Genomic DNA, 23,938 nt, shown 5'->3' with positions numbered 1-23,938 from the left:
GCGTGTCCGCTCTCAAGGCTCCGGCCGGCGTCTTTATCCACGAGAAGGGCCTCTGCGAAAGCGGGACGGTCGGCGAGGGAACGCGCATCTGGGCGTTCGCCCATGTGCTGCCGGAGGCCCGGATCGGCCGCAACTGCAACATCTGCGACCATGTCTTCATCGAGAACGACGTGGTGGTCGGCGACGACGTCACCATCAAGTGCGGCGTCCAGCTCTGGGACGGCGTGCGCCTCGGCCACGGCGTGTTCGTCGGGCCGAACGCCACCTTCACCAACGACATGTTCCCACGCTCCAAGCAGTATCCGGAGAGCTTCCGCGTCACCGTGGTCGAGGACGGCGCCTCGATCGGCGCCAACGCGACCATCCTTCCCGGCGTGAGGATCGGGCGGCTCGCCATGGTCGGCGCCGGGGCCGTCATTACCAAGGACGTGCCCCCTTACGCCGTGGTGGTCGGCAACCCCGCCGTCATCAAGGGCTACCAGACGCCGAAGCCGGTGCAGGAGGGCGGGGACCTGCCCGCCGCGACGCCGGCGCTGGAGCGCAAGGCTGGAAGCCGTCTGGCCCTCGATGTCGGGCGCTGCGCGCTGCACCGCCTGCCGGGCTTCACCGACATGCGCGGCAGCCTCGCGCCGCTCGAATTCGATCGCGACCTGCCCTTCCTTCCCCGGCGCAGCTTTCTTGTCCATTCCGTGCCGAGCGGCCTGGTGCGCGGCGAGCATGCCCACAGGAAATGCGAGCAGTTCCTCATCGCCGTCCATGGCAGCCTGTCGGTGGTGATCGACGACGGCACACGCCGGCGCGAGGTCGTGCTCGACGACCCGACGGTCGGCCTTTACCTGTCGCCCATGGTCTGGGGCATCCAGTACAAGTTCCAGCCCGACACCGCGCTTCAGGTCTATGCCTCGCACGCCTATGACGCGGCGGACTATATCCGCGAATACGAGGCCTTCCTCGCGCTGGTCGGCGGCGCCTCCGCCTGAGAAGAGCCGGCGCAGGCGGGCGCAGACGGCGCCCGGCCTATCGCGCCCGCAGGACGCAGTACACTTCCAGCCGCTCGATCCGCGCTGCCGCCGGCGCCCCGCCCGGGACGAAGGTGAAGGCGCTGCCGAAGCCGTGAATGTTCGCAAACTCGATCGCGAAACGCGCGTCCCGGCCCGGACGCATGGGGCGACGGGCCGTGCGCTGCTGCGGCTGGCCCTGCGCGTCGAAGGCCACATAGTCGACACGCAGCACCTCGCGCTTCGCCAGATCCAGCGTCCCGGCGACGGTGACGGCGGCGCAGTTGCGCAGCGCCTCCGGTGAGCCGACGTCGAAGCTCAGCGACGCACCGGCCGGAGCGACGAGGTCGAGCCCGCCCTCGCGCAGGGTGGCGCGCTCGGCCTTCCGCACGTCGATGCCAGGATAGGTCGCTTCCGAAAGCGTCCACAGGGCCGGAATGCCGGGGGCCGGCACCGTGGCCAGACCGAAATAGCGGGTGAAGGACACGCCGAGATTCCAGGCGTTCACATAGATGTCCGTCATGTCGCCGGGATAGACGCTCTCGCACAGGACCGGGCCGCCGCGGGCCAGCTGGTCGCGAAGACAGGGAACCTCGGACTGCAGGCGATTGTCGAGATGCTTGCGGTACTGGCTGGCATGGTTGAGCGCGCCGCCGGCGATGGCGAAGACGAACACGATCAGCGCGCCCCACCGCGTGGCCAATGCCCAGCGCGCGCCGAGTTCCCCGCGCTCCTCGGCGAGCAGGAGGCCGGCGACCACCCACGGCCAGATCAGCGTGACCCAGAAGAAGTGGAAGCGCGGGAAACCCAGCGAGAAATAGCCGAGCCCGCTGACATCGCCTTCCGCCAGATGCGCCCGGCCCGCGCTCACCAGGGCGAGATAGGAGGCGATCACCGCGCAGAGCGTGACGAAGATCACGGTGAACCGGGCCACCGGCGGGGGAACCGGCTCCCGCTTCGCGCCGACGTAGCGGGCGGTGTAGCGGACGAAGAGGAAGACGATCAGCGCGACGAGCGCCAGGGTGACGCTGAGGGATATCAGCGCCTGGCTTCGCGACAGCATGATCGAGCGCCCGACCTTGCCGAGCAGGAACAGCCAGAAATCCGGCGAGGTGGGCAGCGCCCATGGCGCGTCCGGCCGGTGCGTCTGACCGCCCTGCGCCACCAGTATGACCCAGAGCTGGCAGGCCGTCGTGCCCAGCGCCGGCAGCGTCAGCGCCAGCGCCGCCCGCCGCAGCGCCGGCCGCAGCTCGGTATTGGCCAGCAGGGCCAGTGCGATGAATACCGCCCACTGCATGAGCATGGCGAAGGCGCCGGAGATGTAGACGAGGCCGGCAACGACGCCGAGAAGGAAGATGGCGGCCAGATCCCAGGCGCGGCGGGCCTCGTGCTCCAGCGTGATGAGCAGGATGGCCAGCACGCACACCAGCGGCACCGCCTGATGATAGGCGATGTTCTGCAGCCCCCAGTAGGTGTCGGGCTGCAGCATGAGAACCGTCAGCCCGAAGCTGAGGGCGATGGCGGCCGTGCTGGTGAGGACAAGCTTCAGCAGCCGCCATTGCAGCCACAGCAGCAAGCCCAGCACGGTGAGCATGGAGACGAGCTGATAGGCGACCGAGTTGCCGGAAAGCAGCTTGAGGGCGAGGAAGTCGAACAGCCGCCCCACCGCATAGATCGTGTCGTTCGCCGGTTCGAACAGCTTGGCGATGGTGAGACGTCCGGGATCGGCGCCATGATAGGTCCGCCAGTCGTCGGCCACCGGCAGATCGAGCCCGTAGGCCAGCCATCCCCACGCGTTGAGACCGAGACTGAGCAGCGGCACCGCGACGAGCAGGAAGACGACCACACGCTCAAGCTGATCGGCGCTGGGACGGAAGGCGGAGAACCTCGGGCTCATGTGATCCTTCTGCGCAGGACGAGGCGCGACGCCAGGAAATTGAGGATGGTCGTGAAGCCGATGGTCGCGATGATGGCGAGCCGCTCGGCACCGAAAACGGCGATGAAGCCCCTGAGGAAGACGAGACCGAGGAGGAAGACGACGATGTAGCTGGAGGCGAGCAGCACCCGGTCGCGCCAGCCGCTGCGCCCGCCGACGAACACCCGGCTGGGATAGACCACGATCAGGAACGCAATGCCGGCCAGCCACGCCAGCGCATAGGCCAGCGAGGGCGACACGACGAACAGGGCGAGCTGGTAGACGCCTAGGGAAAGGGCCGTGTTGACGATGCCGGCGATGCCGAAGCGGGTTGCGTCGCGCCCGATACTTCCAATTCGCGTCGTCATCGCATCGTGAGGTGAGAGGAGCCCCGGAGCGGCATGGCGCCGGGCGAAGCGCCGGTACCGCCTGCGGCCATGAAAGAAGTCATCCAACCGGGCGAGTCAAGTCCGTGGCCGCCGGGCCGCTGCGCAAGGCCGACAACGCATCGGCGTTGCGTTTCCTCAACGACACCGGGCGCGCCTTCCCCGACACAGGGCGCAACGAAAGCCCCCGAGAAGGAAGGACAACACGATGGCGAAGATCCACGAAGTGGAAGGCGACATTCTCCTCAGCGGCGCCGACGCGATCGCCCATGGCGTGGCGCCCGGCGATCATTTCGACACCGGCCTCGCGCTGGCGCTGCGCGAGCGCTGGCCCTCTCTGGCCAAGGACTTCCGCCATTATGGCCGGATCGACCATCCCAAGGCCGGCACGATCTGGGCATGGGGCGGCGTGGCGGAAAACGGCGAGGCGGTGCGCATCCTCAACCTGCTGACGCAGGAGCCGGCCGAGAACGCCACCGGCCGCCCGGGCAAGGCGACGACCGAGAATGTCGGCCACGCGCTGAAGGCGCTGGCCCGTTTCGTCGAGGAGGAAGGCATTGCCAGCCTCGCCCTGCCGCGCCTCGCCACCGGTGTCGGCGGCCTCGACTGGGCGGACGTCAAGCCGCTGATCGAGCGCCATCTCGGCGCGCTCGGCATCCCGGTCTACGTCTATGTGGTCTATCACAAGGGCCAGAAGGCCCGGGAACCCGGCCTCACCGCCGCCGTGTGAAACGGCATCGACCGACGGATACGGAAAGGGCGACCCGAGGGTCGCCCTTTTGCGTTGGCACCTATTCGGCGGCTTCCTTCGGCGGCTTGCCTTGCTTCATCTCCCGCCGTGCCTTGGCGGGCAGAACCAGATCGAATTCGGCAAGTTCGGCCTCGGTGGGCAGGGAACTGTCGGGATCGGCCTTCGCTGCCTCGATGATCTGCTCATCCGTCAGCGCATCGACCTTCGACCAGTCGAAGTCGCGCAGCAGACGTTCAGCTTCCTTCGACGGCTTGTGCGAAGACACGTCTCTCGCTCCGATGTGCCCGTCTCACGGATATAAGGCGCCGTTTGCGCCCTCTCCAGACGAAGACGCACAATATAACACGCCCCGCGACCTCGGCCATCGCTTCGACGCGCGGTTCGCCGGCCACGAACTTCGGTGAGGAGCGCTCGAAGCGCGGGCGCCCGTCAAAGACGAATTCGCTGACGAGAAGTGGCAAACCGTGCTTGGCACGGTTTGCCGCATCCTTGTCGTCGTCCCACTCGAAATCGTCCGTCTCGCCCATGCGGGCCTCCGCAAACCGTTGATGGTCAAGATAGCGGAGACCCGAAAAGCGTGTGGCCGAATTGTCGATAACCCTGGGTATTCTCTGTGGAGGACCTGTGGAAAGCGGCTTCCCGCTTGACCTCAGTTCTTCGCCTTGTCGACGAGCTTGTTCTTCTCGATCCAGGGCATCATGCCGCGCAGCTTGGCGCCGACTTCCTCGATCTGGTGGGCATCGTTGACGCGGCGGATGCCCTTGAAGCGGGCGGCGCCGGCCTTGTATTCCTGCATCCATTCCGAGGTGAACTTGCCGGTCTGGATGTCGGTGAGCACGCGCTTCATCTCGGCCTTGGTCTCGGCGGTGATGATGCGCGGGCCGGAGACGTACTCGCCCCACTCGGCGGTGTTCGAGATCGAGTAGTTCATGTTGGCGATGCCACCCTCATAGATGAGGTCGACGATCAGCTTCACTTCGTGCAGGCACTCGAAATAGGCCATCTCCGGGGCGTAGCCGGCTTCCACCAGCGTCTCGAAGCCGGCGCGGATCAGCTCGACGAGGCCGCCGCAGAGCACCACCTGCTCGCCGAACAGGTCGGTCTCGCACTCTTCCTTGAAGGTGGTTTCGATGATGCCCGAGCGGCCGCCGCCGACGCCCGAAGCGTAGGACAGACCGAGATCGAGCGCGTTGCCGGAGGCGTCCTGATGCACGGCCACGAGGCACGGCACGCCGCCGCCCTTCAGGTACTCGCCGCGCACGGTGTGGCCGGGGCCCTTGGGGGCGACCATCAGCACGTCGACGGTCGACTTCGGCTCGATCAGGCCGAAATGCACGTTGAGGCCGTGGGCGAAGGCGATCGCCGCGCCGTCGCGGATGTTGGGGGCGATCTCGTTCTTGTAGATGTCGCCCTGCAGTTCGTCAGGGGTGGCCATCATCATCAGGTCGGCCCACTTGGCGGCCTCGGCGACGGTCATCACCTTGAGGCCGTCGGCCTCGACCTTCTTGGCGGTCGCCGAACCCGGCTTGAGGCCGACGGCGAGTTCCTTGACGCCGGACTCCTTGAGGTTCAGCGCGTGGGCGCGGCCCTGGCTGCCATAGCCGATGATGGCGACCTTCTTGCCCTTGATGAGGTTAACGTCGGCGTCCCGGTCGTAGTAAACGCGCATGGGAGTCTCCTTGATGTCACGCGTTGATCTTGCCCCGGCGCGTCTTTTCCGTGCCGTGGAGGGTGAGAAACTGGTCGGTGGCCCGCGCCGCGTCGCGCTCGATGCCGGCCGGCGACAGAGCGAGCGTGTCGCCGAGCAGCAGGCGGATCTGCACGTCGCGGCCGACAAGACCGAGGAAGCTGCGGAAGGCGGTCTCGGTGTCGTCGAAGTCGAGCAGGCCCGCCTCGCGGCCGGCATCCAGCAGGGGCTTCAGCCGCTCGCCGATGGCGAAGCGCCCGTTGGCCAGCATGATGGCGCCGAGATTGCCTCCGCCCGTGCCGGCCTGCGCGATGGCGAAGCGGTTGAGCGCGATGGAGGTCGGGCTCGAGATGACGCCGAGCCAGTTGGCGGCGAAGCGGACGAGGCTGTCGCGCAACGCCAGTATGTCGAGCGTCTGGCGGTCGTAATTGCCGGCCCGCACCTTGGAGGCCTGCCAACGCACGGTGGCGCTCAGCAGCCCGTCACGGTCGCCGAACCATTTGTAGAGGCTTTCCTTCGAGCAGCTCGCGCGCCGCGCCACCGCCGTCATGGTCACGTCGCCCCCGCGCTCGACCATCAGCGCGAGCACGGCGTCGAGAACGGCCTGCTGCCGCTCTGTCAGCGTCTCGCCTTGGGGGTCGATCTGCGTCTGCATCGATCGAAAACATCCGTACCGTACGTTACGGTTCCCTGTATAGGAGCGCGCATGGCCATGCAAGCGGAGTCGGCCGGCGGGCTGAGGCTCGACATTTTCGCCCGGCGGGCTATCTCGCTTTCGTCCTGCCGACATCCCGCTGACGGAGACGAGCGATGAGCCGACTGCCCCGCCCTGTAGACATACTGGATTTCTGGCGCGCGGCCGGACCGGAAAGGTGGTTCGAGAAGGACGATGCCTTCGACGCGGCGATCCGCGCCCGCTTCCTCGACGCCTATGAGGCCGCCGCCGCCGGGGAACTCGACGGCTGGGAGGAAACGGCGGAAGGCAGCTACGCGCTGATCCTGCTGCTCGACCAGTTTCCGCGCAACCTGTTCCGGGGTTCGCCGCGCGCCTTCGCGACCGACGCAGCGGCGCGCAACGTCGCCGATAGAGCGGTCGCGCGCGGCTTCGACCGCGCCTTCGACCTGCCGGAGCGGCGCTTCCTCTACATGCCGTTCATGCATTCGGAGGAACTGGCGGATCAGGAGCGCTGCCTTGCTCTGTGCGAGGCGGCGGACGATCCGGAAGGCGTGCATCACGCCGTCGTCCATCGCGACATCATCCGCGATTTCGGCCGCTTCCCGCACCGCAACCCGGTGCTGGGGCGCGACAGCTCGGACGAGGAACACGCCTTCCTTGCCGCCGGCGGCTTCGCCGGCTGAAGGCGCGCGGCGACACCCCGCCGCCGCGCCGTCGTCAGGCCGGCGGCCTCACATGCCTTCCGGGCCGCGCCCGATAGCGGCGACGCCCGTGCGCGAGACCTCGACGAGGCCGAGCGGCTCCAGCAGCGAGACGAACTGGTCGATCTTCTCCGGCTTGCCGGTGATCTCGAACACGAAGCTCTCCAGCGTCGTGTCGACGGTGCGGGCACGGAAGCTGTCGGCGATCAGCAGCGCCTCCTGCCGGATCTCGCCCTTGCCGCGCACCTTGATGAGCGCGAGCTCGCGCTCCACCGCCTTGCCGACCACGGTGAGGTCGACGACGCGGTGCACCGGCACGAGGCGGTCAAGCTGGCTCTTGATCTGCTCAATGATCGGCGGCGCGCCGGTCGTCACCACGGTGATGCGCGACAAATGCGAGGCGTGGCTGACCTCGGAGACGGTCAGGCTGTCAATGTTGTAGCCGCGCCCGGAAAACAGGCCGACGATGCGGGCGAGCACGCCCGGCTCGTTGTCGACCAGCATGGAGAGGGTGTGGCGTTCGGCGGGTTCGATCACAGGGGACATGGGGAACTCTGAAAAGCGGGCTGCTGAAAAGCGGAACAACCACCATTCCTCATGGCCGGGCTTGACCCGGCCACCCAGACGTCGGCCGCACCGAGACGCTGGGTCCCCGGGTCAAGCCCGGGGATGAGGGAAGGAGGCGACGGCGGCGAAGCCCCGTCACACCAGCATCTTGCCTTCCTCGTCGATGGCCTCGTCGAGCGCCTCGGGATGGTCGGGCAGGATCATCTCGTTATGGGGCTTGCCCGACGGGATCATCGGCAGGCAGTTCTCCATCTTGTCGACCAGGCAGTCGAACAGCACCGGCCGGTTGACGCTGATCATCTCGTGGATGGCACCGTCGAGATCGGCCGGGTTCGAGCAGCGGATGCCGACGCCGCCATAGGCCTCGGCCAGCTTCACGAAGTCCGGCAGCGATTCCGAGTAGGAGTGCGAGTAGCGCCCGCCATGCAGCAGGTCCTGCCACTGGCGCACCATGCCCATATACTCGTTGTTCAGCACGAAGACCTTGACCGGCAGGTTGAACTGCAGAGCGGTCGAGAGCTCCTGCAGGCACATCTGGATCGAGGCCTCGCCGGCGATGTCGATGACGAGGCTGTCGGGATGGGCCACCTGCGCGCCGATGGCGGCGGGCAGGCCGTAGCCCATGGTGCCGAGGCCGCCGGAGGTCATCCAGCGGTTCGGTTCCTCGAAGTGGAAGTGCTGCGCCGCCCACATCTGATGCTGGCCGACCTCGGTGGTGATGTAGACGTCCTTGTCCTTCACCTGATCGTACAGCGCCTTGATGGCCTGCTGCGGCTTGATGATGCGGTCGGAGGCCTGGAAGGCGAGCGACTTGCGCGCGCGCCAGCGGTCGATCTGGCCCCACCAGGAGGCGACCGCCTGCCGGTCCGGCTCGGCCTTCATGCCGCGCCAGACGGTGAGGATGTCCTCCAGAACGTGCTTCACATCGCCGATGATCGGCAGGTCGACCTTGATGTTCTTGTTGATCGAGGACGGGTCGATGTCGATGTGGATCTTCTTCGAGTTCGGCGAGAAGGCGTCGACGCGGCCGGTGATGCGGTCGTCGAAGCGCGCGCCGACGCACAGCATGACGTCGCAGTCATGCATCGCCATGTTGGCCTCGTAGGTGCCGTGCATGCCCAGCATGCCCAGCCACTGCTTGTCGGAGGCCGGAAAGGCGCCGAGGCCCATCAGGGTCGAGGTGACGGGATAGCCGGACAGGCGGGCGAACTCGCGCAGCAGACGGCTCGCCTCCGGGCCGGAATTGATCACGCCGCCGCCGGTGTAGAGGATCGGGCGCTTGGCCTTGGCCAGCATCTCAACCGCCGTGCGGATCTTGTCCGGGTCGCCCTTCAGGCGCGGCTGATAGGTGCGGTGCTGGATGTTCTCCGGGCCGACATAGACGCCCCGGGCGAACTGCACGTCCTTGGGGATGTCGACGACGACGGGACCGGGACGGCCGTTCTGGGCGACGTAGAACGCCTCGTGCATGACGCGGGCGAGGTCGTTGATGTCGCGGACGAGATAGTTGTGCTTCGTGCAGGGACGGGTGATGCCGACCGTGTCGCACTCCTGGAAGGCGTCCGTGCCGATGAGGTGGGTCGGAACCTGCCCGGTGATGCAGACCAGCGGGATCGAATCCAGCAGCGCGTCGGTGAGGCCGGTGACCGCGTTGGTGGCGCCCGGACCCGAAGTCACGAGCACGACGCCAACCTTGCCGGACGAGCGGGCATAGCCCTCCGCCATGTGCACAGCACCCTGCTCGTGGCGCACGAGGATGTGCTTCACCTGGTTCTGGTGGAACATCGCATCATAGATCGGCAGCACCGCGCCGCCGGGATAGCCGAACATGTGCTCGACGCCCTGGTCGATCAGGGCCTGCATCACCATTTCGGCGCCGGTCATCTCGCGCAACATGGGTCTCGTTCCTTTTACGCTCGTCATTCGCTGCGGTCGGAAGGGAAAGGTCCAGAAAATCAAAAGGCCCCGTCAGGGGCCATTTTCCGCGCGTCACCGTTAGGCGGAGCAGCCGTCAGGCAAGCTCCGCGGCGACGCGCCGGCCTACGATAAGGATAATTTTCTTGCGCATCTTCGCGCCCTTCCTTCGTAAAGTTGCGCGACCTGTACAGCCACGCGCCGCATGCGTCAAGCGTGAGGCCTGCCTCACGTGAAGAATGTAAGACGATCGCGCACTTTTCGTGGCAGTGGAAGGCCGCTATACCGCGCGGAAGCTTGAGGAGCACACCTTCCATGACGCAGATGCGGCTTGTCGTCGTCGGGGCATCGGGGCGCATGGGTCGCGTGCTGATCCGCACCATCGCCGAGGCTTCCGATCTCCTGCTGGTCGGCGCCATCGACCAGCCCGGCAGCGAGTATCTTGGCCGCGACGCCGGCGAACTCGCCGGGCTGCCGCCGCTCGGCATCAAGGTGTCCGACGACGCCCTCACCCAGTTCGCCGCCGCCGACGGCGTGATCGACTTCACCATCCCCGCCGCCACCGTCGCCTATGCCACCTTCGCCGCGCAGGCGCGGATCGTGCATGTGATCGGCACCACCGGCTTCTCGCCGGAGGATGAGGCCAGGGTCGCCGCCGCCGCGCGCCACGCCGCCATCGTCAAGTCGGGCAATATGAGCCTCGGCGTGAACGTGCTGGCAGCCGTGGTGCGGCGGGTGGCGCGCACGCTGGACGAGGGTTTCGACATCGAGGTGCTGGAGATGCACCACAACCGCAAGATCGACGCCCCCTCGGGCACCGCTTTGCTGCTGGGCGAGGCGGCGGCGCAGGGGCGCGGCGTGACGCTGGAGGAGAACGGCGTGTTCTCGCGCCACGGCGTCACCGGGCCGCGCAAGGCCGGCGACATCGGCTTCGCCACGCTGCGCGGCGGCACCGTGGTAGGCGAGCACAACGTGATCTTCGCCGGCGCCGGCGAGCGCATCGAGCTCGGCCACCGCGCCGAGGATCGCGGCATCTTCGCGCGTGGCGCGCTGGCCGCCGCCCGCTGGGCGCGCGGACGCAAGCCGGGCCTGTATTCGATGACCGACGTGCTCGGCCTCAACGACTTCTGACCGAACGGAGAACGCCCTGATGACCGAACGCCTTCTCGTGCTCGTCCGCCACGGCCAGAGCGAGTGGAACCTCAAGAACCTGTTCACCGGCTGGCGCGACCCGGATCTGACGCCGCTTGGCGTCGAGGAAGCCAAGAAGGCCGGCGCGCGGCTGAAGGCGGAGGGCTACCAGTTCGACCTCGCCTTCACCTCCAACCTGTCCCGCGCGCAGAAGACGCTCGACCTCGCGCTCGTCGAGCTTGGCCAGACCGGCCTGCCGATCACCCGCGACATCGCCCTGAACGAGCGCGACTATGGCGACCTCTCCGGCCTCAACAAGGACGATGCCCGCGTCAAATGGGGCGAGGAGCAGGTGCATCTCTGGCGCCGTTCCTATGACGTCCCGCCGCCCGGCGGCGAGAGCCTGAAGGACACGGTGGCCCGCACCCTGCCCTATTACGTCACCGAAATTCTGCCCAAGGTGCTGCAGGGCAACCGGGTGCTGGTCACCGCCCATGGCAATTCGCTGCGGGCGCTGATCATGGTGCTGGAGAAGCACACGCCCGAGACCATCACCCATCGCGAACTCGCCACCGGGGCGCCGGTGATCTACCGGCTGAAGGCCGATTCCACCGTGGAGAGCGTGGTCGATCTGGCCGGCTGAGCACGCCGGCCGGCTTGCCGGTGCCGAAAGCGGACCCATATGAGTGACGTGAAGACGGCTTCCCCCATTCCGGGAATGCGCCCGGGACGGCCCGACATGCAGGGAAAGACCGTCATGCGCGGCACCGCCGACCGCATTCGCCACGTCGTCAGCTTCGAGATCATCAGCCTGTCGATCATCACCCCGCTCGGCGCGTGGGTGTTCGGCGTGACGATGATGGACATGGGAGCGGTCGGCGCCGGCGCCGCCCTCATCGCGTCGGGCTGGAACTACCTGTTCAATCTCGGCTTCGACCATGCGCTGGCGCGGCTGCGCGGCTCGGTGCGCAAGACGCTGGCCTTGCGCGTGCTGCACGCCGTGCTGTTCGAGGCCGGACTGGTGGCAGTGCTGGTGCCCTTCGTCGCGTGGTATCTCGGCATCGGCCTCGTCGAGGCCTTCCTGATGGACGCCGCGCTGGCGGGGTTCTTCCTCGTCTTCGCCTTCGTGTTCAACTGGGCCTATGACGCGCTGTTCCCGCTGCCCGAGGCGCCCCGGCCGCTCGCCGCCGCCGGGGGCCGATAGGCGCGGCGCGCGGGGCCTGTCACCGCGCGCCGGTGATCTGGCCCGCCTCCCAGCCGAGGATGGCGCGCTTGCGCGTCAGGCCCCAGTGATAGCCGGTGAGATCGCCGTTCTTGCCGAGCACGCGATGGCACGGCACCACGAAGGACATCGGGTTCTTGCCCACCGCCGCGCCGATGGCGCGCGCCGCCTTCGGCTTCTCCACGCAACTGGCGATGCTGGAATAGGTGGTGGCCTTGCCGAGCGGGATGCGCATCAGCGTCTCCCACACCTTCACCTCGAAATCGGTGCCGATGAAGACGATGCGCAGCGGATCGTCGGGGCTCCAGGTGCCACGGTCGAAGATGCGCGCCGCGTAAGGCGCGGTCGCCAGCGGGTCCTCGATATAGATCGCGTTCGGCCAGCGCCGGCGCATGTCGGCGAGCGCCTGATCCTCCTCGCCCTCATCGGCGAAGGCGAGGCCGCACAGGCCGCGCGGCGTCACCATGGCGAGCGCCTTGCCGAACTGCGAGGCATGGAAGCCGTAGCGCACCACGAGGCCGGCGCCGCCGGTCTTCCACTCGCCCGGCGACATGGATTCGTGCACCACGAACAGGTCGTGCAGCCGACCGGGGCCGGACAGGCCCAGCTCATAGGCGGCGTCGAGCACATTGTCGGATTCCGACAGCACGCGCCGGGCGGCGTCGATCGTCACCGCCTGCAGGAAGTCCTTCGGGGTCAGCCCGCACCAGCGGCGGAACAGGTCGGTCAGCGCGCGGGGATGGACCCCGGAGGCGCGGGCGATCTCCTCGACCTCGGGCTGGTCGCGGAAGCGCAGATTCACATATTCGACCGCCCGGCGCACGATTTCGTAATCGGCGGCGGCGATCTCCAGCGGATGGGCGGCGTCGAGATTTGGCGCAAGCACGGGCTTTCTCCTCCTGCTGGTCACCATCCGATCATGCCCCATGAGCGGGAGCCACCCGATTTCGACGCGCGGCTCAGAAGGCCGAACGCACGACGCCCCGCTTGGCCTCGGAAAGCGCGAGGGCGAGGCTGGCCGCCAGTTCCTCCCGCTGCGCCGTATGCAAAAAACTGCCGATCACATAGGGCCGCCCGCGCATCTCCAGCGACAGGCGCTGCAGTCCGTAATCCTCGTGCAACTCGCGATTGAGGCGCGTCCACAGGGGATTGAGTTCCTCCTCGTAGACGGTGCCGTCCTGCGTGACATGGCGAAGCCGGATAAGGCTCGGCGTCACAATGATCTCCTCGCAGGCCCGCGCCGCGCGGAAATTCAGCCGGAAGGCCCACCAGATCGCCAGCACGTCGACGCCGAACAGCCCGAAGACCGGCCATGCGCCCATCAATAGGAAGGCGAGGCCGCAGACGAAGCTGATGCCCGCGACGATGATCATCACGATCAGGAAGCCGCGCTGGTCAAGCGAGCGATGCGGCTGGTACCGCACCGAAAACAGCGTCGGCTCGGCGGGTCCGTCATCCTCAAGGGGGGGAGCGGTATTGGCAGTGCTCATGGGCAGGCATTATAGGTCGAAAATGGCTGACGGGGACAAGGATTCGAAGCGTCGCAGGGCGCCGGCGGCGGCAGGATCGGGGCGCACGCGCGCCGCGAAGCCGGCGGCGGCAAAGCCGGCATCAGGAGCCACGCGCAAGCCCTCCGCCGCCGCGCTGGTGGAGCCGGCGGCGGGCCGGCCCGCGCGCCGCCGCGCCGTCGCCAATGCCGCTGCTGCCGCCATGGGCGGCGCCTTCCGTCCGTGGAGCGAGGCGGAGGTGGAAGCTGCCTTCTCCCGCTTCGAGGAAGCCAACCCGCATCCCGAGGGCGAGCTCGACTATCACGACCCCTTCACCCTGCTGGTCGCCGTGGTGCTGTCCGCGCAGGCGACCGATACCGGGGTGAACAAGGCGACGCGCGGGCTGTTCGCGGCCGCGCCGACGCCGCAGGCCATGGTGGCGCTCGGCGAGGAGGGCGTCGCCGGCCATATCCGCACGCTCGGCCTCTATCGCGGCAAGGCGAAGAACGTCGCCGAGCTGTCGCGCCGGCTCATCGCCGAGCATGGCGGGCAGGTGCCGCCGGACCGCGCCGCGCTGGAGACCCTGCCAGGCGTCGGCCGCAAGACGGCGAATGTGGTGCTCAACATCGCCTTCGGCCTGCCGACCATCGCGGTCGACACCCATCTGTTCCGCATCGCCAACCGCACCGGCCTCGCGCCGGGCAAGACGCCGCTGGAGGTCGAGCTGGGGCTGGAGCGCATCATTCCCGACCGCTTCAAGCTGCACGCTCATCACTGGCTGATCCTGCACGGGCGCTATGTCTGCAAGGCGCTGAAGCCGGACTGCCCGCGCTGCCTGATCGCCGACCTGTGCCGCTGGCCGGAAAAGACCCCCGCCTAAAACCCCAGCCTAGTTTTCCTTGCGCGACAGGCGCTTGTGCAGCCGCACCATGAAAATGGTGGCGAAGATCGGCGTGACGAGGTTGAGGATCGGCACCGAGACGACGGCGGCGACGATGAGGCCGGCGACGAACACCGTGCCCGAATGATGCCGGCGCATCAGCGCCGCCTCGTCCTCGCCGCGATAGCGCAGCGCGGCGAGCTGGAAATATTCCCGCCCGAGCAGATAGGCGTTGGCGACGTAGAACACGACGAGGTTGACGCCCGGCACCAGCAGCAGGAGCAGGGCGACGAGGTTGACCGCCAGCGTCACGCCGAAGAACCGCAGCGTGAGCGCCAGCGAGCGGCCGATCGGCAGCGGCTGGCCCTCCGGGTCCTGCGGGAAGGCCGTGCGCTCGACCTGCGCCGCCACGTCGTCGACGAACAGGCCCGCCACCAGCGACGTCACCGGCGGCACGAGGAAGACGGCGCCGATCAAGATGCCGAAGGCGGCGATGATGTCGATCGTGATCTCGGCCCAGCGCCATTCCAGCGCCACGAGATAGGTGAGCGCGTAATGCGCGCCGATCCCCAGCGCGATCAGCAGCCCCACGGCGAGGCCGATGGAGCGCAGCAGCACCCGTCTGTAGTCCGCCGAGAAGGTTTCGGCGAAGGCGGTGAAGGCGTCGCGCAGCATGGGGCACCCCGTTTCTCCCCTCCTAGGTAGAGTGCGCGGGCGGCCGCCTCAAGCGCACCCGCGCCTTCCACCGAAAAGAGCGCCGATTCGGCACTTGCCTTTTCCCGACGACTTGACGAGTCGCGATTCGTTCCTCAGCGAACAAAGCGTGATTCGCTTGGCCGTGCCGCCTCTTGCCGTCGGCGCCGCCACGCACCGGCTTCGCCCTCCCGCGCCGGCGTGCTAGCGTGGGCTTCTCCTCTCCGAGTTCGCTGCATGACCCGACCGCCGCTCCTTCCCGGCACGCTGACCCGCCGCCGCTTCCTCGCCGCCACCTCCGCCGCGCTGCTGCCGGTGCCTGCGCTCGCCCAGTCGGGCGGTGCGGGCGATGTCGATGTCGCCATCATCGGCGGTGGCGCGGCCGGCATCGCGGCGGCGCGCCGGATCGCTGGCGCCGGGCGCACCCATGTGCTGCTGGAAGCGGGGCCGGCACTCGGCGGACGGGCGCGCACGCGCACCGCCTTCGGTCTGAATGTCGACCTCGGCGCCGGCGGATTTGCCCGCACCGGCGCGACGCTGGCGGCCAGCGCGCAAGCCGACGGCCTCGCCCTCGCCGCCCTCCCCTCCGGCCGCCGGCTGTTCGTCGACGGCCATGAGGCACGCGAAAGCGTCTACGACGCCTTCACCGCCGCGCTCGGCAAGGCGCGGCGCGACATGCTGGCGGCGGTCGATGGCGGCAAGGATGTCGCGGCCTCCGTGCCGCTGGCCGCCCTGCCGCCCGACGCCTGGTCGGCGACGGTGGCGCAGCTTCTCGGGCCGCTGAGCTGCGGGCGCGGGCTTTCCACGCTGTCGGCGCTCGACCTGTCCCTGCGCGATGCCCCGGTCGACGACCTCACCGCGCCCGGCGGTGTCGGCGCTCTGGTCGCGGCGCTGGGCGCGAAGCTCAACATCCAGACCGACTCGCCGGTGACGCTGATCACCAATAGCGGGCGCTTCCACTCCGTCACCGTGCGGGGCCAGCGCACGCCGATCCGCGCCCGCGCCATCGTGCTGGCGGTGCCGGCGCCGGTGCTGGCGGCAGGCGCGCTGCGCTTCAATCCGGGGCTGCCGGGGCGGCTGGCCAACGCCCTGCGCGCGCTGCCCGCCGGGGCGCTGGAGCAGGTGGCCTTCCTGCTGCCGGGAAATCCCGTCGGGCTGGAACCGAACGAGACCGTACTCGTCAAGGCCGGCAAGGCGCCGCCCGCCGTGCTGCGCGGGCGCGTCGGCGGCACCGACCTGCACGTCCTGACCTTCGGCGATGCGCCGGCCCGCGAGATCGCCGAGAAGGGCGAGGTGGCGGCGCTGAAACTGGCCCGCGACTATCTCGGCATCAATTTCGGCATTGCCGGCGAGCGGGTGGCCGAGGTCGTCTGCTCGCGCTGGGGAACCGATCCGCTGATCCGCGGCGCGCTGGTGGCGGCCTCCCCCGGCCAGGGCGGCCAGCGCCGCGTCTTCGCGGACGTGGTGCAGAACCGCATCTTCCTCGCCGGCGAATATGTCCCGGCCGACGACTGGGGCACGCTGGCCGGGGCGTGGCGCTCCGGCGAGGCGGCGGCGACACGGGCGCTCGCCCTCATCGGCGGACCGGCCTGAGGGCCGGGGAGCCCGGATCGGCCTCACGGCCGTCCGGGATGATGGCCTCAGGAGCGCAGCGTCGCGCCGGTCTTCTTCGTCACTTCGGCGACGATCTTGCCCGCCACCGCCTCGATCTCCGCGTCGGTCAACGTCTTCTCGCGCGGCTGCAAGGTAACGGAAAGCGCCACCGACTTCGCGGCCGCGTCAATGCCGGGGCCCTCATAGACGTCGAACACGTTGACCGCCGTGATCAGCTTGCGGTCGACGCCGGCCGCCGCCTTCACGAGGTCGCCGGCCGCGACCGAACGCGCCACCACGAAGGCGAAGTCGCGTTCCACCGGCTGGAAGGCGGAAAGCTCCAGCAGCGGCTTGACCCGCGTCGCCTTGGCCTTCGGCTCGGGAATACGGTCGAGCAGCACCTCGAAGCCGACCAGCGGACCTTCGGAATCCAGCGCCTCCAGCACGGAAGGGTGCAGTTCGCCGAAATGGCCGATCACATTGGCGCCGAGCCGGAAGGTGCCCGAGCGGCCCGGATGGAACCAGCCCGGCGCGTCGGTCGAGATCTGGAGATTGGCGACCGGCGCCCCGGCGGCGGCGAGCACGGCGAGCGCGTCCGCCTTGGCGTCGAAGGCGTCGACGCCCACAGCCTTGCCCGACCAGTGGCGCCCGGCACCGAAGGGCTTGGCGAAGGCGCGGCGGATGCCGGTCGCGGCGATGAACTGGTCCTGCGGGCGGTCGCCCTTGAACACCTGCCCCACCTCGAACAGCGCCACGTCGCCGAAGCCCCGGTCGGCATTGGCCTGCGCGGCGCGGACGAGGCCGGGCAGCAGGCTCGGGCGCATGTCGGACAGGTCCGAGGCGATCGGGTTGGCGAGCGCCAGCTCCGGCTTGCCGCCGCCGAAAGCTTCCGCCTGCGCCTTCGGCACGAAGGACCAGGTGACGGCTTCCACCAGCCCGCGCGCGGCCAGCGCGCGCTTGGCCTTGCGGGTGCGCAGCTGCAGCACGGTCAGCACCGGCTTGCGAGCAGTCTCGTCGCGCGGGAAAGGCAGCGAGGGCACGCGGTCGAGGCCGGCAATGCGGACCACTTCCTCGACAAGATCGGCCTTGCCCTCGATGTCGCCGCGCCAGGACGGGGGCGTGACCGCGACCATGCCGGCGGCGCCTTCCACGGAGAAGCCGAGCCGGCGCAGGATCGCCACCTGCTCGTCCCCATCCGCCACCAGCCCGGTCAGCTTCTCGGTCAGCTCCAGGGGCAAGTCGATCACCCGCGTGGTGTCGGGGATCGTCCCCGCCAGCACCACCTCGGAGGGCTCGCCGCCGCACAGGTCGAGGATCAGCTTCGTCGCCAGTTCCAGCCCCGGCACGGTGAAGGCCGGGTCGATGCCGCGCTCGAAGCGGAAGCGGGCGTCGGAATTCAGCCCCAGCTTGCGGCCGGTCTGGGCGATGTTGATCGGCTCCCACAGCGCCGATTCGACCAGCACGTCGACCGTCGCCTCGTCGCAGCCGGATTCCTCGCCGCCCATCACGCCGGCAAGCGATTCCACCGCGCGGTCGTCGGAAATGACGCAGATGCTCTCATCCACCGCATAGGTCTTGCCGTCGAGCGCCAGCAGGCTCTCGCCCTCCCGTCCCCGGCGCACGACGAGGTTGCCGTGCACCTTGTTCGCGTCGAACACATGCAGCGGCCGGTTCTGGTCAAAGGTCAGGAGGTTGGTGATGTCCACCAGCGCGTTGATCGGGCGCAGGCCGATGGCGCGCAGCTTCGCCTGCACCCAGTCCGGCGAGGGGCCGTTCTTCACCCCGCGAATGAGCCGCAGCGCGAAGGCCGGGCATGGGGCGTCTTCCGCGATCGTCACCGAGACCGGGCAGGGATAGAGGCCCGCGACGGGCGCGATGGGCGCCTCGATCAACGTGCCGAGGCCGGCGGCGGCGAGGTCGCGGGCGATGCCGTGCACGCCGAGCGCATCGGCGCGGTTCGGCGTCACCGCGATCTCGATCACCGGGTCGTCGAGACCGATCCAGTCGACATAGGTCGCGCCGACAGGCGCGTCCTCGGGCAGGTCGAGAATGCCGTCATGGTCCTCGGAAAGCTGCAGCTCGGCCGCCGAGCACAGCATGCCCCGGCTCTCGACGCCGCGAATGGTGCCGATGCCGAGCGTGATGTCCTTGCCCGGAATATAGGTGCCAGGGGGTGAGAACACGCTCTTCATACCGGTGCGGGCGTTCGGCGCGCCGCACACCACCTGCACCGGCTCGCCGGTGCCGGTATCGACCATGCACACGCGCAGCTTGTCGGCGTTCGGGTGCTGAACGGCGGAGACCACATAGGCGATGGTGAAGCCGCGCAGCTTCGCCGCCTTGTCCTCGACGCCTTCCACTTCCAGCCCGATGCGGTTGAGCGCGCCGGTCACGTCGTCGAGCGTGTAGTCGCCTGAGAGGTGTTCGCGCAGCCAGGAGAGGGTGAATTTCATCGGACAGCCCTATCGTTCTGCTTGTTCGTTACGCCGCGCATCGCTTGCCCACCTGTAGCCCTTTTCACCCGTCCCATCGCCGAACCAGGCGAGAGCGACGTCGTCAGCGGCCACAAGGAACTCAATTCCGACATTTCGTTTCTTGACCATGTCGGGCACCGTCTTGCGGTAATCGAGTATCTTTCCCTGGCGATAGGACATCTCGGATCGGGAGCTGTGGAGCGCCAGCCTCCCGCCGGCTTGAATGCTCTTGATGACTTCGTCTTCCGAGACGATCCACGAACCCGTCCAGAAGAAGCCGTCGCCATCGGAGCTGACGCCGCGGTCACCCTCGCAAACGAAGTGAAATTCGGAGACGACATCCTTGCCGGGACGCTTGCCGCCGGGCACGGAAACTCTCTTTGGCGTGCTGCGCTCAGCGAGAACCGCTTCGCACATTGCGGCAAGCTCCGCCGCGCCGCGTGCCGTTGCGTTGGCAAAAAGCTGCTTTAGCTGGGCCGTTTCCATCGCCCGCAGCCGTTCAGTGGACCAGTCCGGAGCCTTGATCACGCGCTCAACCCTCCCGCCAGCGTCGGGAAGTCGAGCGGGCGGAAACCGTAATGGGCGAGCCAGCGGACATCCGCCTCGAAGAAGGCGCGCAGGTCCGGCATGCCGTATTTGAGCATGGCGATGCGGTCGATGCCCATGCCCCAGGCGAAGCCCTGATACTCGTCCGGGTCCAGCCCGCAATTGCGCAGCACATTCGGGTGCACCATGCCGCAGCCGAGAATCTCCAGCCAGTCCGAGCCCTCGCCGAAGCGGATCTCACCGGGGCGCGAGCGGTCGCACTGGATGTCGACCTCCATGGACGGCTCGGTGAAGGGGAAGAAGGACGGGCGGAACCGCATCTTCACATTGTCGACCTCGAAGAACGCCTTGCAGAACTCCTCGAGGATCCATTTGAGGTGGCCGAGATTGGAGCCCTTGTCGATGACGAGGCCCTCGACCTGATGGAACATCGGCGTGTGGGTCTGGTCGCTGTCCGAGCGATAGGTGCGGCCGGGGCAGATGACGCGGATCGGCGGCTTGTTGGCGAGCATGGTGCGTACCTGCACCGGAGAGGTGTGGGTGCGCAGCACGAGGCGCGAGCCGTCCTCCTTGGTCGGAAGATAGAAGGTGTCGTGCATCTCGCGCGCCGGATGCCCCTCGGGGAAATTCAGCGCGGTGAAATTGTGGAAGTCGTCCTCGATGTCCGGCCCTTCCGCCACCGCGAAGCCCATATCGGCGAAAATGGCGGTCAGCTCGTCAATGACCTGGCTGATCGGGTGAAGACGCCCCGCCTCCGCGGGGGTCTCGCGGACGGGCAGCGTGACGTCGACGCGCTCGGTCTCCAGCCGGGTCGCCAGCGCGGCGGCCTTCAGTTCCGCGCGGCGGGCGCCGAGCGCCTCGCCCACCCGGTCGCGCAGGCCGTTAATGGCCGGGCCGGCACTCCTGCGCTCATCCGGGCTCATGCCGCCGAGGCTCTTCAGCAGCTCGGAGACCGAGCCCTTCTTGCCGAGGGCGGCGACGCGGACCGCCTCCAGCCCCGCCTCGTCGGCGGCGGCGGCGATGGCGGCGGCGATCTCGGCTTCGAGGGCGGCCAGATCGGGAAGGGCGGCAACGGACATGAATCAACCTCGACGGCAAGGCAGCGTGAACAGAAGGGAAAGCCCGGCGAAAGCGAAGGCCTCCACCCGCCTGCCGTCATCCTGAGGTGCGAACGCAGTGAGCCTCGAAGGATGTTCATCTGGGACGCCATCCTTCGAGGCCCTGCTTGCGCAGGGCACCTCAGGATGACGGCGCTTGAGGATGACAGCACCTAGAGCGTGGTCTCTTAGCCGAGCCCCGCCAATGCGAAAAGCCCCAACGCTCGCGCGCGGGGCTTTCCAGATTTTGGTCCCGGCATTACCGGAAGATCAGGCGGCCTGCTTTTCCAGCGCTGCCTTGGCCTGCTCGACAAGGGCCGCGAAAGCGGCGGGCTCGTGGATCGCGATGTCCGAGAGCACCTTGCGGTCGACCTCGATCCCGGCCTTGCCGAGACCGTCGATAAATCGGCCATAGGTGAAGCCGAGCTCGCGGGTCGCGGCGTTGATGCGCTGGATCCAGAGCGCGCGGAAATTGCGCTTCTTCACCTTGCGGTCGCGATAGGCGTACTGCTGCGCCTTCTCGACGGCCTGCTTCGCGACGCGAATGGTATTCTTGCGGCGGCCGAAATAGCCCTTCGCCGCCTTGAGCACTTTCTTGTGCTTGGCGTGAGAAGTTACGCCGCGCTTGACACGTGCCATGGGAGTCTCTCCTGGAACTGGCTAAGGGTGGCGTCAGCCGTTGGGCAGATAGAACTTGCGAACGTTGAAGGCATCACGTTCGGACATGACCGTGGTGCCGCGCTGGTCGCGGATCTGCTTGTTGGTGCGCTTGATCATGCCGTGGCGCTTACCTGCCTGGGCCATGATCACCTTGCCGGTGCCGGAGAGCTTGAAGCGCTTCTTCGCTCCGGACTTGGTCTTCATCTTGGGCATTTGGCTCGATCTCCACGGCCGGCAGCCTCCCCGAAGGGAAATCCGGCCCAATCTAGTGTGAGCGTTCGAACCGCCACGGCAGCCCTGTTAGCCGGGCGGTTCTTGAAGGCCGCACCCTCTACAGGACCGGACCGATTATTTCAAGTGCGCGACAGTCCGGCGCCCCGCATGGCTGGGCGCCGGATCCGTCTTGTCCCCGCCTACTGCCTCGGCGGGCACGGCATATTGGGCGGGCACTGCGGCGGACGTCCGCCCTGCTGAGGCGGCCGGCCCTGCTGAGGCTGGCCCTGCTGAGGCGGCCGACCTTGCGACGGCTGACCCTGCGGAGGCCGGCCCTGACCCTGCTGGCGGCCGGCCCACCTTGACCGCCCCCCTGCCATCCCCCGCCCTGCGGCGGCCTCTGGCCCTGCTGCGCGCCGCCCTGGGGCGGCCGACCGCCGGGACCGCCCGGCCCTCCCGGACCGCCACCACCCTGCCAGCCCCCCTGCGGGGGCTTCTGGCCCTGCTGCGGCCAGCCCTGCGGGGGACGGCCCTGCGACGGCTTTCCGGAGGATGGCGGCCGGTTCAGTCCGTCGGGCCAGCCGGGCGCCTGCGGGACGCCGGGCCTGCCGGACGGAGGCTTGCCGCCGGGCCAGCCACCCGGGGGAGGCTTCGGACCGCCGGGACCGCCCGGACCCCATCCGGCCGGAGGCGGCTTGGGGCCACCGGGGCCGCCACCCCAGCCCGGACCACCGGGACCACCAGGGCCGCCGGGACCACCCGGTCCCCAGCCACCCGGAGGCGGCTTGGGTCCGCCCGGGCCGCCCCAGCCCGGACCACCGGGACCACCTGGCCCCCAACCGCCCGGAGGCGGCGGGCCCCAGCCGCCCGGGGGCGGACGGCGCGGCGGCGGCGGGCCCCAGCGGTCATAGGTCGAGTACCAGGGCCGCCCGCGATAGTAGCGCCCCCAATAGTCGTTGAAGCTGAAGGCGATGATCGGCACGCCGATGGTGGGCGCGTAGTCGTAGAACTCGACGCGCCGCCCGCGATAGTTCGCCTCGATGTAGCGCGCCGAGACCCAGCCGCGCACGTCCTCCCACGCGACGTCGCACCAGCTGTAGTCGTCGAGACAGCCATAGATGTCGAGCGGGGTGCCCTCGCCGAGCACCACCACCGCCGGATAGTCGGTGCCCGGGCCGGCACGCAGATTGACATTCGTCGTCACAAAACCGCGGTCCTGCGCGAACGCGGAACCGCCGAGCGCCAGCACAAGCAGGGCGCCCGCGAAAAGACTTCTCATGAAAGACTCCCAAACGTTGCCGTCTCCGGACAACGCCGACCGAGGAGGAATGGAGCCAATATGTTGGGCGGATTCATGTTGGAGACGTGACCCGGGCACGCCCGCGCGAAATATTGCACGGGAAAGCCCTCCCCGCCTGACACAGCGTCACGTTGCCCACGGCGCGCGAAGCGGACAGGATGCGCCCGCCCGGCCCCGCCCGGCGCGCGCCCTCTCTCCCACGGACCCCTCACCATGTCGTTCGGCACCTTGCTCGAAGCCTTCCTTCTCGGCCTGCTGGAAGGCTTCACCGAGTTCCTGCCGGTCTCCTCGACCGGCCATATCCTGCTCGCCGGGCACTTTCTCGGCTTCGAGAGCCAGGGCAAGGTGTTCGAGGTGGTCATCCAGCTCGGCGCCATCCTTGCCATCCTGGTCGTCTACTTCCAGCGGTTCCTGAAGATCCTGCTGACGCTGCCGTCCAGCCCGCGCTCACGCAACTTCGTCATCGGCATCCTCATCGCCTTCCTGCCGGCGGCGGTGATCGGGGCGATGGCGCACGGCTTCATCAAGAGCGTGCTGTTCGAATCGCCGGCGCTGATCTGCGTGATGCTGATTCTCGGCGGCATCGTGCTGCTGTGGGTCGACACGCTGAAGCTCAAGCCGGTGCATGACGACGCCATGGCCTTTCCGCCGCTGCTGGCGCTGAAAATCGGCTTCATCCAGTGCCTCGCCATGATTCCCGGCGTGTCGCGCTCGGGCTCCACCATCGTCGGCGGGCTGCTGCTCGGCGCCAGCAAGTCGGCCGCGGCCGAGTTCTCCTTCTTCCTCGCCCTGCCGACGATGACCGGCGCCTTCGCCTACGACCTCTACAAAAACCGCGACGCGCTGAGCTCGGACGACGCCATCATCATCGCAGTCGGCTTCATTGCCGCCTTCCTCGCCGCCATCACCGTGGTGCGCGGGCTGATCGCCTTCGTCTCCCGCCATGGCTACACGCCGTTCGGCTGGTGGCGCATCGCCGTCGGCGGCGTCGGGCTGGTGGCGCTGGCGCTGGTCGGCTGAGCGCACGAAAAAGCCGCCGGGCGCGGG

26 protein-coding genes are annotated in these 23,938 nt (G+C 68.3%); 9 read left to right on the top strand and 17 right to left on the bottom strand.

From position 1 onward, the window contains the following. Positions 1-2 precede the first annotated feature (2 nt). Positions 3-980, top strand: a complete 978-nt coding sequence (locus GBB76_RS18960) for a WxcM-like domain-containing protein (RefSeq protein ID WP_152304318.1) — start codon at positions 3-5, stop codon at positions 978-980. 37 nt (positions 981-1,017) lie between these two features. On the opposite strand, the gene GBB76_RS16540 is transcribed toward GBB76_RS18960, so the two are convergent. Further along, complete coding sequence (locus GBB76_RS16540; RefSeq protein ID WP_152304317.1) at positions 1,018-2,895, bottom strand: hypothetical protein; 1,878 nt, start codon at positions 2,893-2,895, stop codon at positions 1,018-1,020. Further along, positions 2,892-3,281 carry a GtrA family protein gene (locus tag GBB76_RS16535; protein WP_152304316.1) on the bottom strand — a complete coding sequence of 130 codons (390 nt, stop codon included), beginning with the start codon at positions 3,279-3,281 and terminating at the stop codon, positions 2,892-2,894. Before GBB76_RS16535 ends, GBB76_RS16540 begins: the two co-directional genes overlap by 4 nt. 226 nt (positions 3,282-3,507) lie before the next feature. Between GBB76_RS16535 and GBB76_RS16530 the strand changes: the two genes are divergently transcribed. After that, positions 3,508-4,029, top strand: a complete 522-nt coding sequence (locus GBB76_RS16530; RefSeq protein ID WP_152304315.1) for a macro domain-containing protein — start codon at positions 3,508-3,510, stop codon at positions 4,027-4,029. Positions 4,030-4,090: 61 nt separating this feature from the next. On the opposite strand, the gene GBB76_RS16525 is transcribed toward GBB76_RS16530, so the two are convergent. The 4 genes from GBB76_RS16525 to GBB76_RS16510 all read right to left on the bottom strand — a co-directional run bounded on the left by GBB76_RS16525 (position 4,091) and on the right by GBB76_RS16510 (position 6,392). Then, on the bottom strand, positions 4,091-4,315 hold the full coding sequence (locus GBB76_RS16525) for a hypothetical protein (protein ID WP_246668963.1): 225 nt from the start codon (positions 4,313-4,315) through the stop codon (positions 4,091-4,093). Next, complete coding sequence (locus GBB76_RS16520; RefSeq protein ID WP_152304314.1) at positions 4,284-4,577, bottom strand: BrnT family toxin; 294 nt, start codon at positions 4,575-4,577, stop codon at positions 4,284-4,286. Before GBB76_RS16520 ends, GBB76_RS16525 begins: the two co-directional genes overlap by 32 nt. A gap of 122 nt (positions 4,578-4,699) precedes the next feature. Continuing rightward, entirely contained in the window at positions 4,700-5,719 is a 1,020-nt protein-coding gene (gene ilvC / locus GBB76_RS16515; RefSeq protein ID WP_152304313.1) for a ketol-acid reductoisomerase, read from the bottom strand. Positions 5,720-5,735: 16 nt separating this feature from the next. Further along, on the bottom strand, positions 5,736-6,392 hold the full coding sequence (locus GBB76_RS16510) for a TetR/AcrR family transcriptional regulator C-terminal domain-containing protein (RefSeq protein WP_152304312.1): 657 nt from the start codon (positions 6,390-6,392) through the stop codon (positions 5,736-5,738). Between the two features lie 155 nt (positions 6,393-6,547). On the opposite strand from GBB76_RS16510, the gene GBB76_RS16505 reads away from it, so the two are divergent. Then, a complete protein-coding gene (locus GBB76_RS16505) occupies positions 6,548-7,096 on the top strand; it encodes a DUF924 family protein (RefSeq protein ID WP_152304311.1) in 549 nt (182 codons plus the stop codon). A gap of 48 nt (positions 7,097-7,144) precedes the next feature. Here GBB76_RS16505 and ilvN read toward each other — a convergent pair whose 3' ends face one another. After that, positions 7,145-7,660, bottom strand: a complete 516-nt coding sequence (gene ilvN, locus GBB76_RS16500) for an acetolactate synthase small subunit (RefSeq protein WP_152304310.1) — start codon at positions 7,658-7,660, stop codon at positions 7,145-7,147. A gap of 156 nt (positions 7,661-7,816) precedes the next feature. Next, complete coding sequence (locus GBB76_RS16495; RefSeq protein ID WP_152304309.1) at positions 7,817-9,577, bottom strand: acetolactate synthase 3 large subunit; 1,761 nt, start codon at positions 9,575-9,577, stop codon at positions 7,817-7,819. A gap of 342 nt (positions 9,578-9,919) precedes the next feature. On the opposite strand from GBB76_RS16495, the gene dapB reads away from it, so the two are divergent. The 3 genes from dapB to GBB76_RS16480 all read left to right on the top strand — a co-directional run bounded on the left by dapB (position 9,920) and on the right by GBB76_RS16480 (position 11,930). Beyond that, positions 9,920-10,726: a 4-hydroxy-tetrahydrodipicolinate reductase gene (gene dapB / locus GBB76_RS16490; RefSeq protein WP_152304932.1), complete on the top strand. Its 807-nt coding sequence runs from the start codon at positions 9,920-9,922 to the stop codon at positions 10,724-10,726. 19 nt (positions 10,727-10,745) lie between these two features. Then, complete coding sequence (locus GBB76_RS16485; RefSeq protein WP_152304308.1) at positions 10,746-11,369, top strand: 2,3-bisphosphoglycerate-dependent phosphoglycerate mutase; 624 nt, start codon at positions 10,746-10,748, stop codon at positions 11,367-11,369. Positions 11,370-11,483: 114 nt separating this feature from the next. After that, positions 11,484-11,930: a PACE efflux transporter gene (locus GBB76_RS16480; protein ID WP_152304931.1), complete on the top strand. Its 447-nt coding sequence runs from the start codon at positions 11,484-11,486 to the stop codon at positions 11,928-11,930. Positions 11,931-11,949: 19 nt separating this feature from the next. Here the strand turns inward: GBB76_RS16480 and GBB76_RS16475 are convergent, their stop codons facing one another. Both GBB76_RS16475 and GBB76_RS16470 read right to left on the bottom strand, forming a co-directional pair. Further along, entirely contained in the window at positions 11,950-12,834 is an 885-nt protein-coding gene (locus tag GBB76_RS16475; RefSeq protein ID WP_152304307.1) for a bifunctional helix-turn-helix domain-containing protein/methylated-DNA--[protein]-cysteine S-methyltransferase, read from the bottom strand. 73 nt (positions 12,835-12,907) lie between these two features. Beyond that, on the bottom strand, positions 12,908-13,438 hold the full coding sequence (locus GBB76_RS16470) for a DUF2244 domain-containing protein (protein ID WP_152304306.1): 531 nt from the start codon (positions 13,436-13,438) through the stop codon (positions 12,908-12,910). A gap of 22 nt (positions 13,439-13,460) precedes the next feature. Between GBB76_RS16470 and nth the strand changes: the two genes are divergently transcribed. Then, positions 13,461-14,315 carry an endonuclease III gene (nth, locus tag GBB76_RS16465; RefSeq protein ID WP_202911122.1) on the top strand — a complete coding sequence of 285 codons (855 nt, stop codon included), beginning with the start codon at positions 13,461-13,463 and terminating at the stop codon, positions 14,313-14,315. 9 nt (positions 14,316-14,324) lie between these two features. On the opposite strand, the gene GBB76_RS16460 is transcribed toward nth, so the two are convergent. Then, positions 14,325-14,990: a sulfate transporter family protein gene (locus tag GBB76_RS16460; protein WP_152304305.1), complete on the bottom strand. Its 666-nt coding sequence runs from the start codon at positions 14,988-14,990 to the stop codon at positions 14,325-14,327. A 255-nt stretch (positions 14,991-15,245) separates the two neighbouring features. On the opposite strand from GBB76_RS16460, the gene GBB76_RS16455 reads away from it, so the two are divergent. Next, positions 15,246-16,601 (top strand): FAD-dependent oxidoreductase, encoded by a 1,356-nt coding sequence (locus GBB76_RS16455; protein ID WP_152304304.1) that lies wholly within the window; start codon positions 15,246-15,248, stop codon positions 16,599-16,601. 47 nt (positions 16,602-16,648) lie between these two features. Here GBB76_RS16455 and pheT read toward each other — a convergent pair whose 3' ends face one another. The 6 genes from pheT to GBB76_RS19035 form a co-directional block, all read right to left on the bottom strand. Next, complete coding sequence (gene pheT, locus GBB76_RS16450; RefSeq protein WP_152304303.1) at positions 16,649-19,054, bottom strand: phenylalanine--tRNA ligase subunit beta; 2,406 nt, start codon at positions 19,052-19,054, stop codon at positions 16,649-16,651. Positions 19,055-19,063: 9 nt separating this feature from the next. Next, positions 19,064-19,603: a hypothetical protein gene (locus GBB76_RS16445; RefSeq protein ID WP_246668962.1), complete on the bottom strand. Its 540-nt coding sequence runs from the start codon at positions 19,601-19,603 to the stop codon at positions 19,064-19,066. Continuing rightward, positions 19,600-20,700: a phenylalanine--tRNA ligase subunit alpha gene (pheS, locus tag GBB76_RS16440; RefSeq protein ID WP_152304302.1), complete on the bottom strand. Its 1,101-nt coding sequence runs from the start codon at positions 20,698-20,700 to the stop codon at positions 19,600-19,602. The genes GBB76_RS16445 and pheS overlap by 4 nt, the downstream gene beginning before the upstream one ends. A 288-nt stretch (positions 20,701-20,988) precedes the next feature. Beyond that, the gene (gene rplT / locus GBB76_RS16435; protein WP_013165152.1) at positions 20,989-21,357 is read right to left on the bottom strand and encodes a 50S ribosomal protein L20; all 369 of its coding nucleotides are present in this window, start codon (positions 21,355-21,357) and stop codon (positions 20,989-20,991) included. 33 nt (positions 21,358-21,390) lie between these two features. Next, entirely contained in the window at positions 21,391-21,591 is a 201-nt protein-coding gene (rpmI, locus tag GBB76_RS16430) for a 50S ribosomal protein L35 (protein WP_152304301.1), read from the bottom strand. 118 nt (positions 21,592-21,709) lie between these two features. After that, on the bottom strand, positions 21,710-22,870 hold the full coding sequence (locus GBB76_RS19035; protein WP_152304300.1) for an SH3 domain-containing protein: 1,161 nt from the start codon (positions 22,868-22,870) through the stop codon (positions 21,710-21,712). A 234-nt stretch (positions 22,871-23,104) separates the two neighbouring features. Here GBB76_RS19035 and GBB76_RS16420 point away from each other — a divergent pair, with 234 nt between their 5' ends. Further along, positions 23,105-23,911: an undecaprenyl-diphosphate phosphatase gene (locus tag GBB76_RS16420; protein WP_152304299.1), complete on the top strand. Its 807-nt coding sequence runs from the start codon at positions 23,105-23,107 to the stop codon at positions 23,909-23,911. Positions 23,912-23,938: the final 27 nt, after the last annotated feature.

The organism is Ancylobacter sp. TS-1 (assembly GCF_009223885.1).
Classification (GTDB): Bacteria; Pseudomonadota; Alphaproteobacteria; order Rhizobiales; family Xanthobacteraceae; genus Ancylobacter.
The sequence above is the reverse complement of the archived record's forward strand: the minus strand, read 5'-3'. Positions and strand labels throughout refer to the sequence as shown.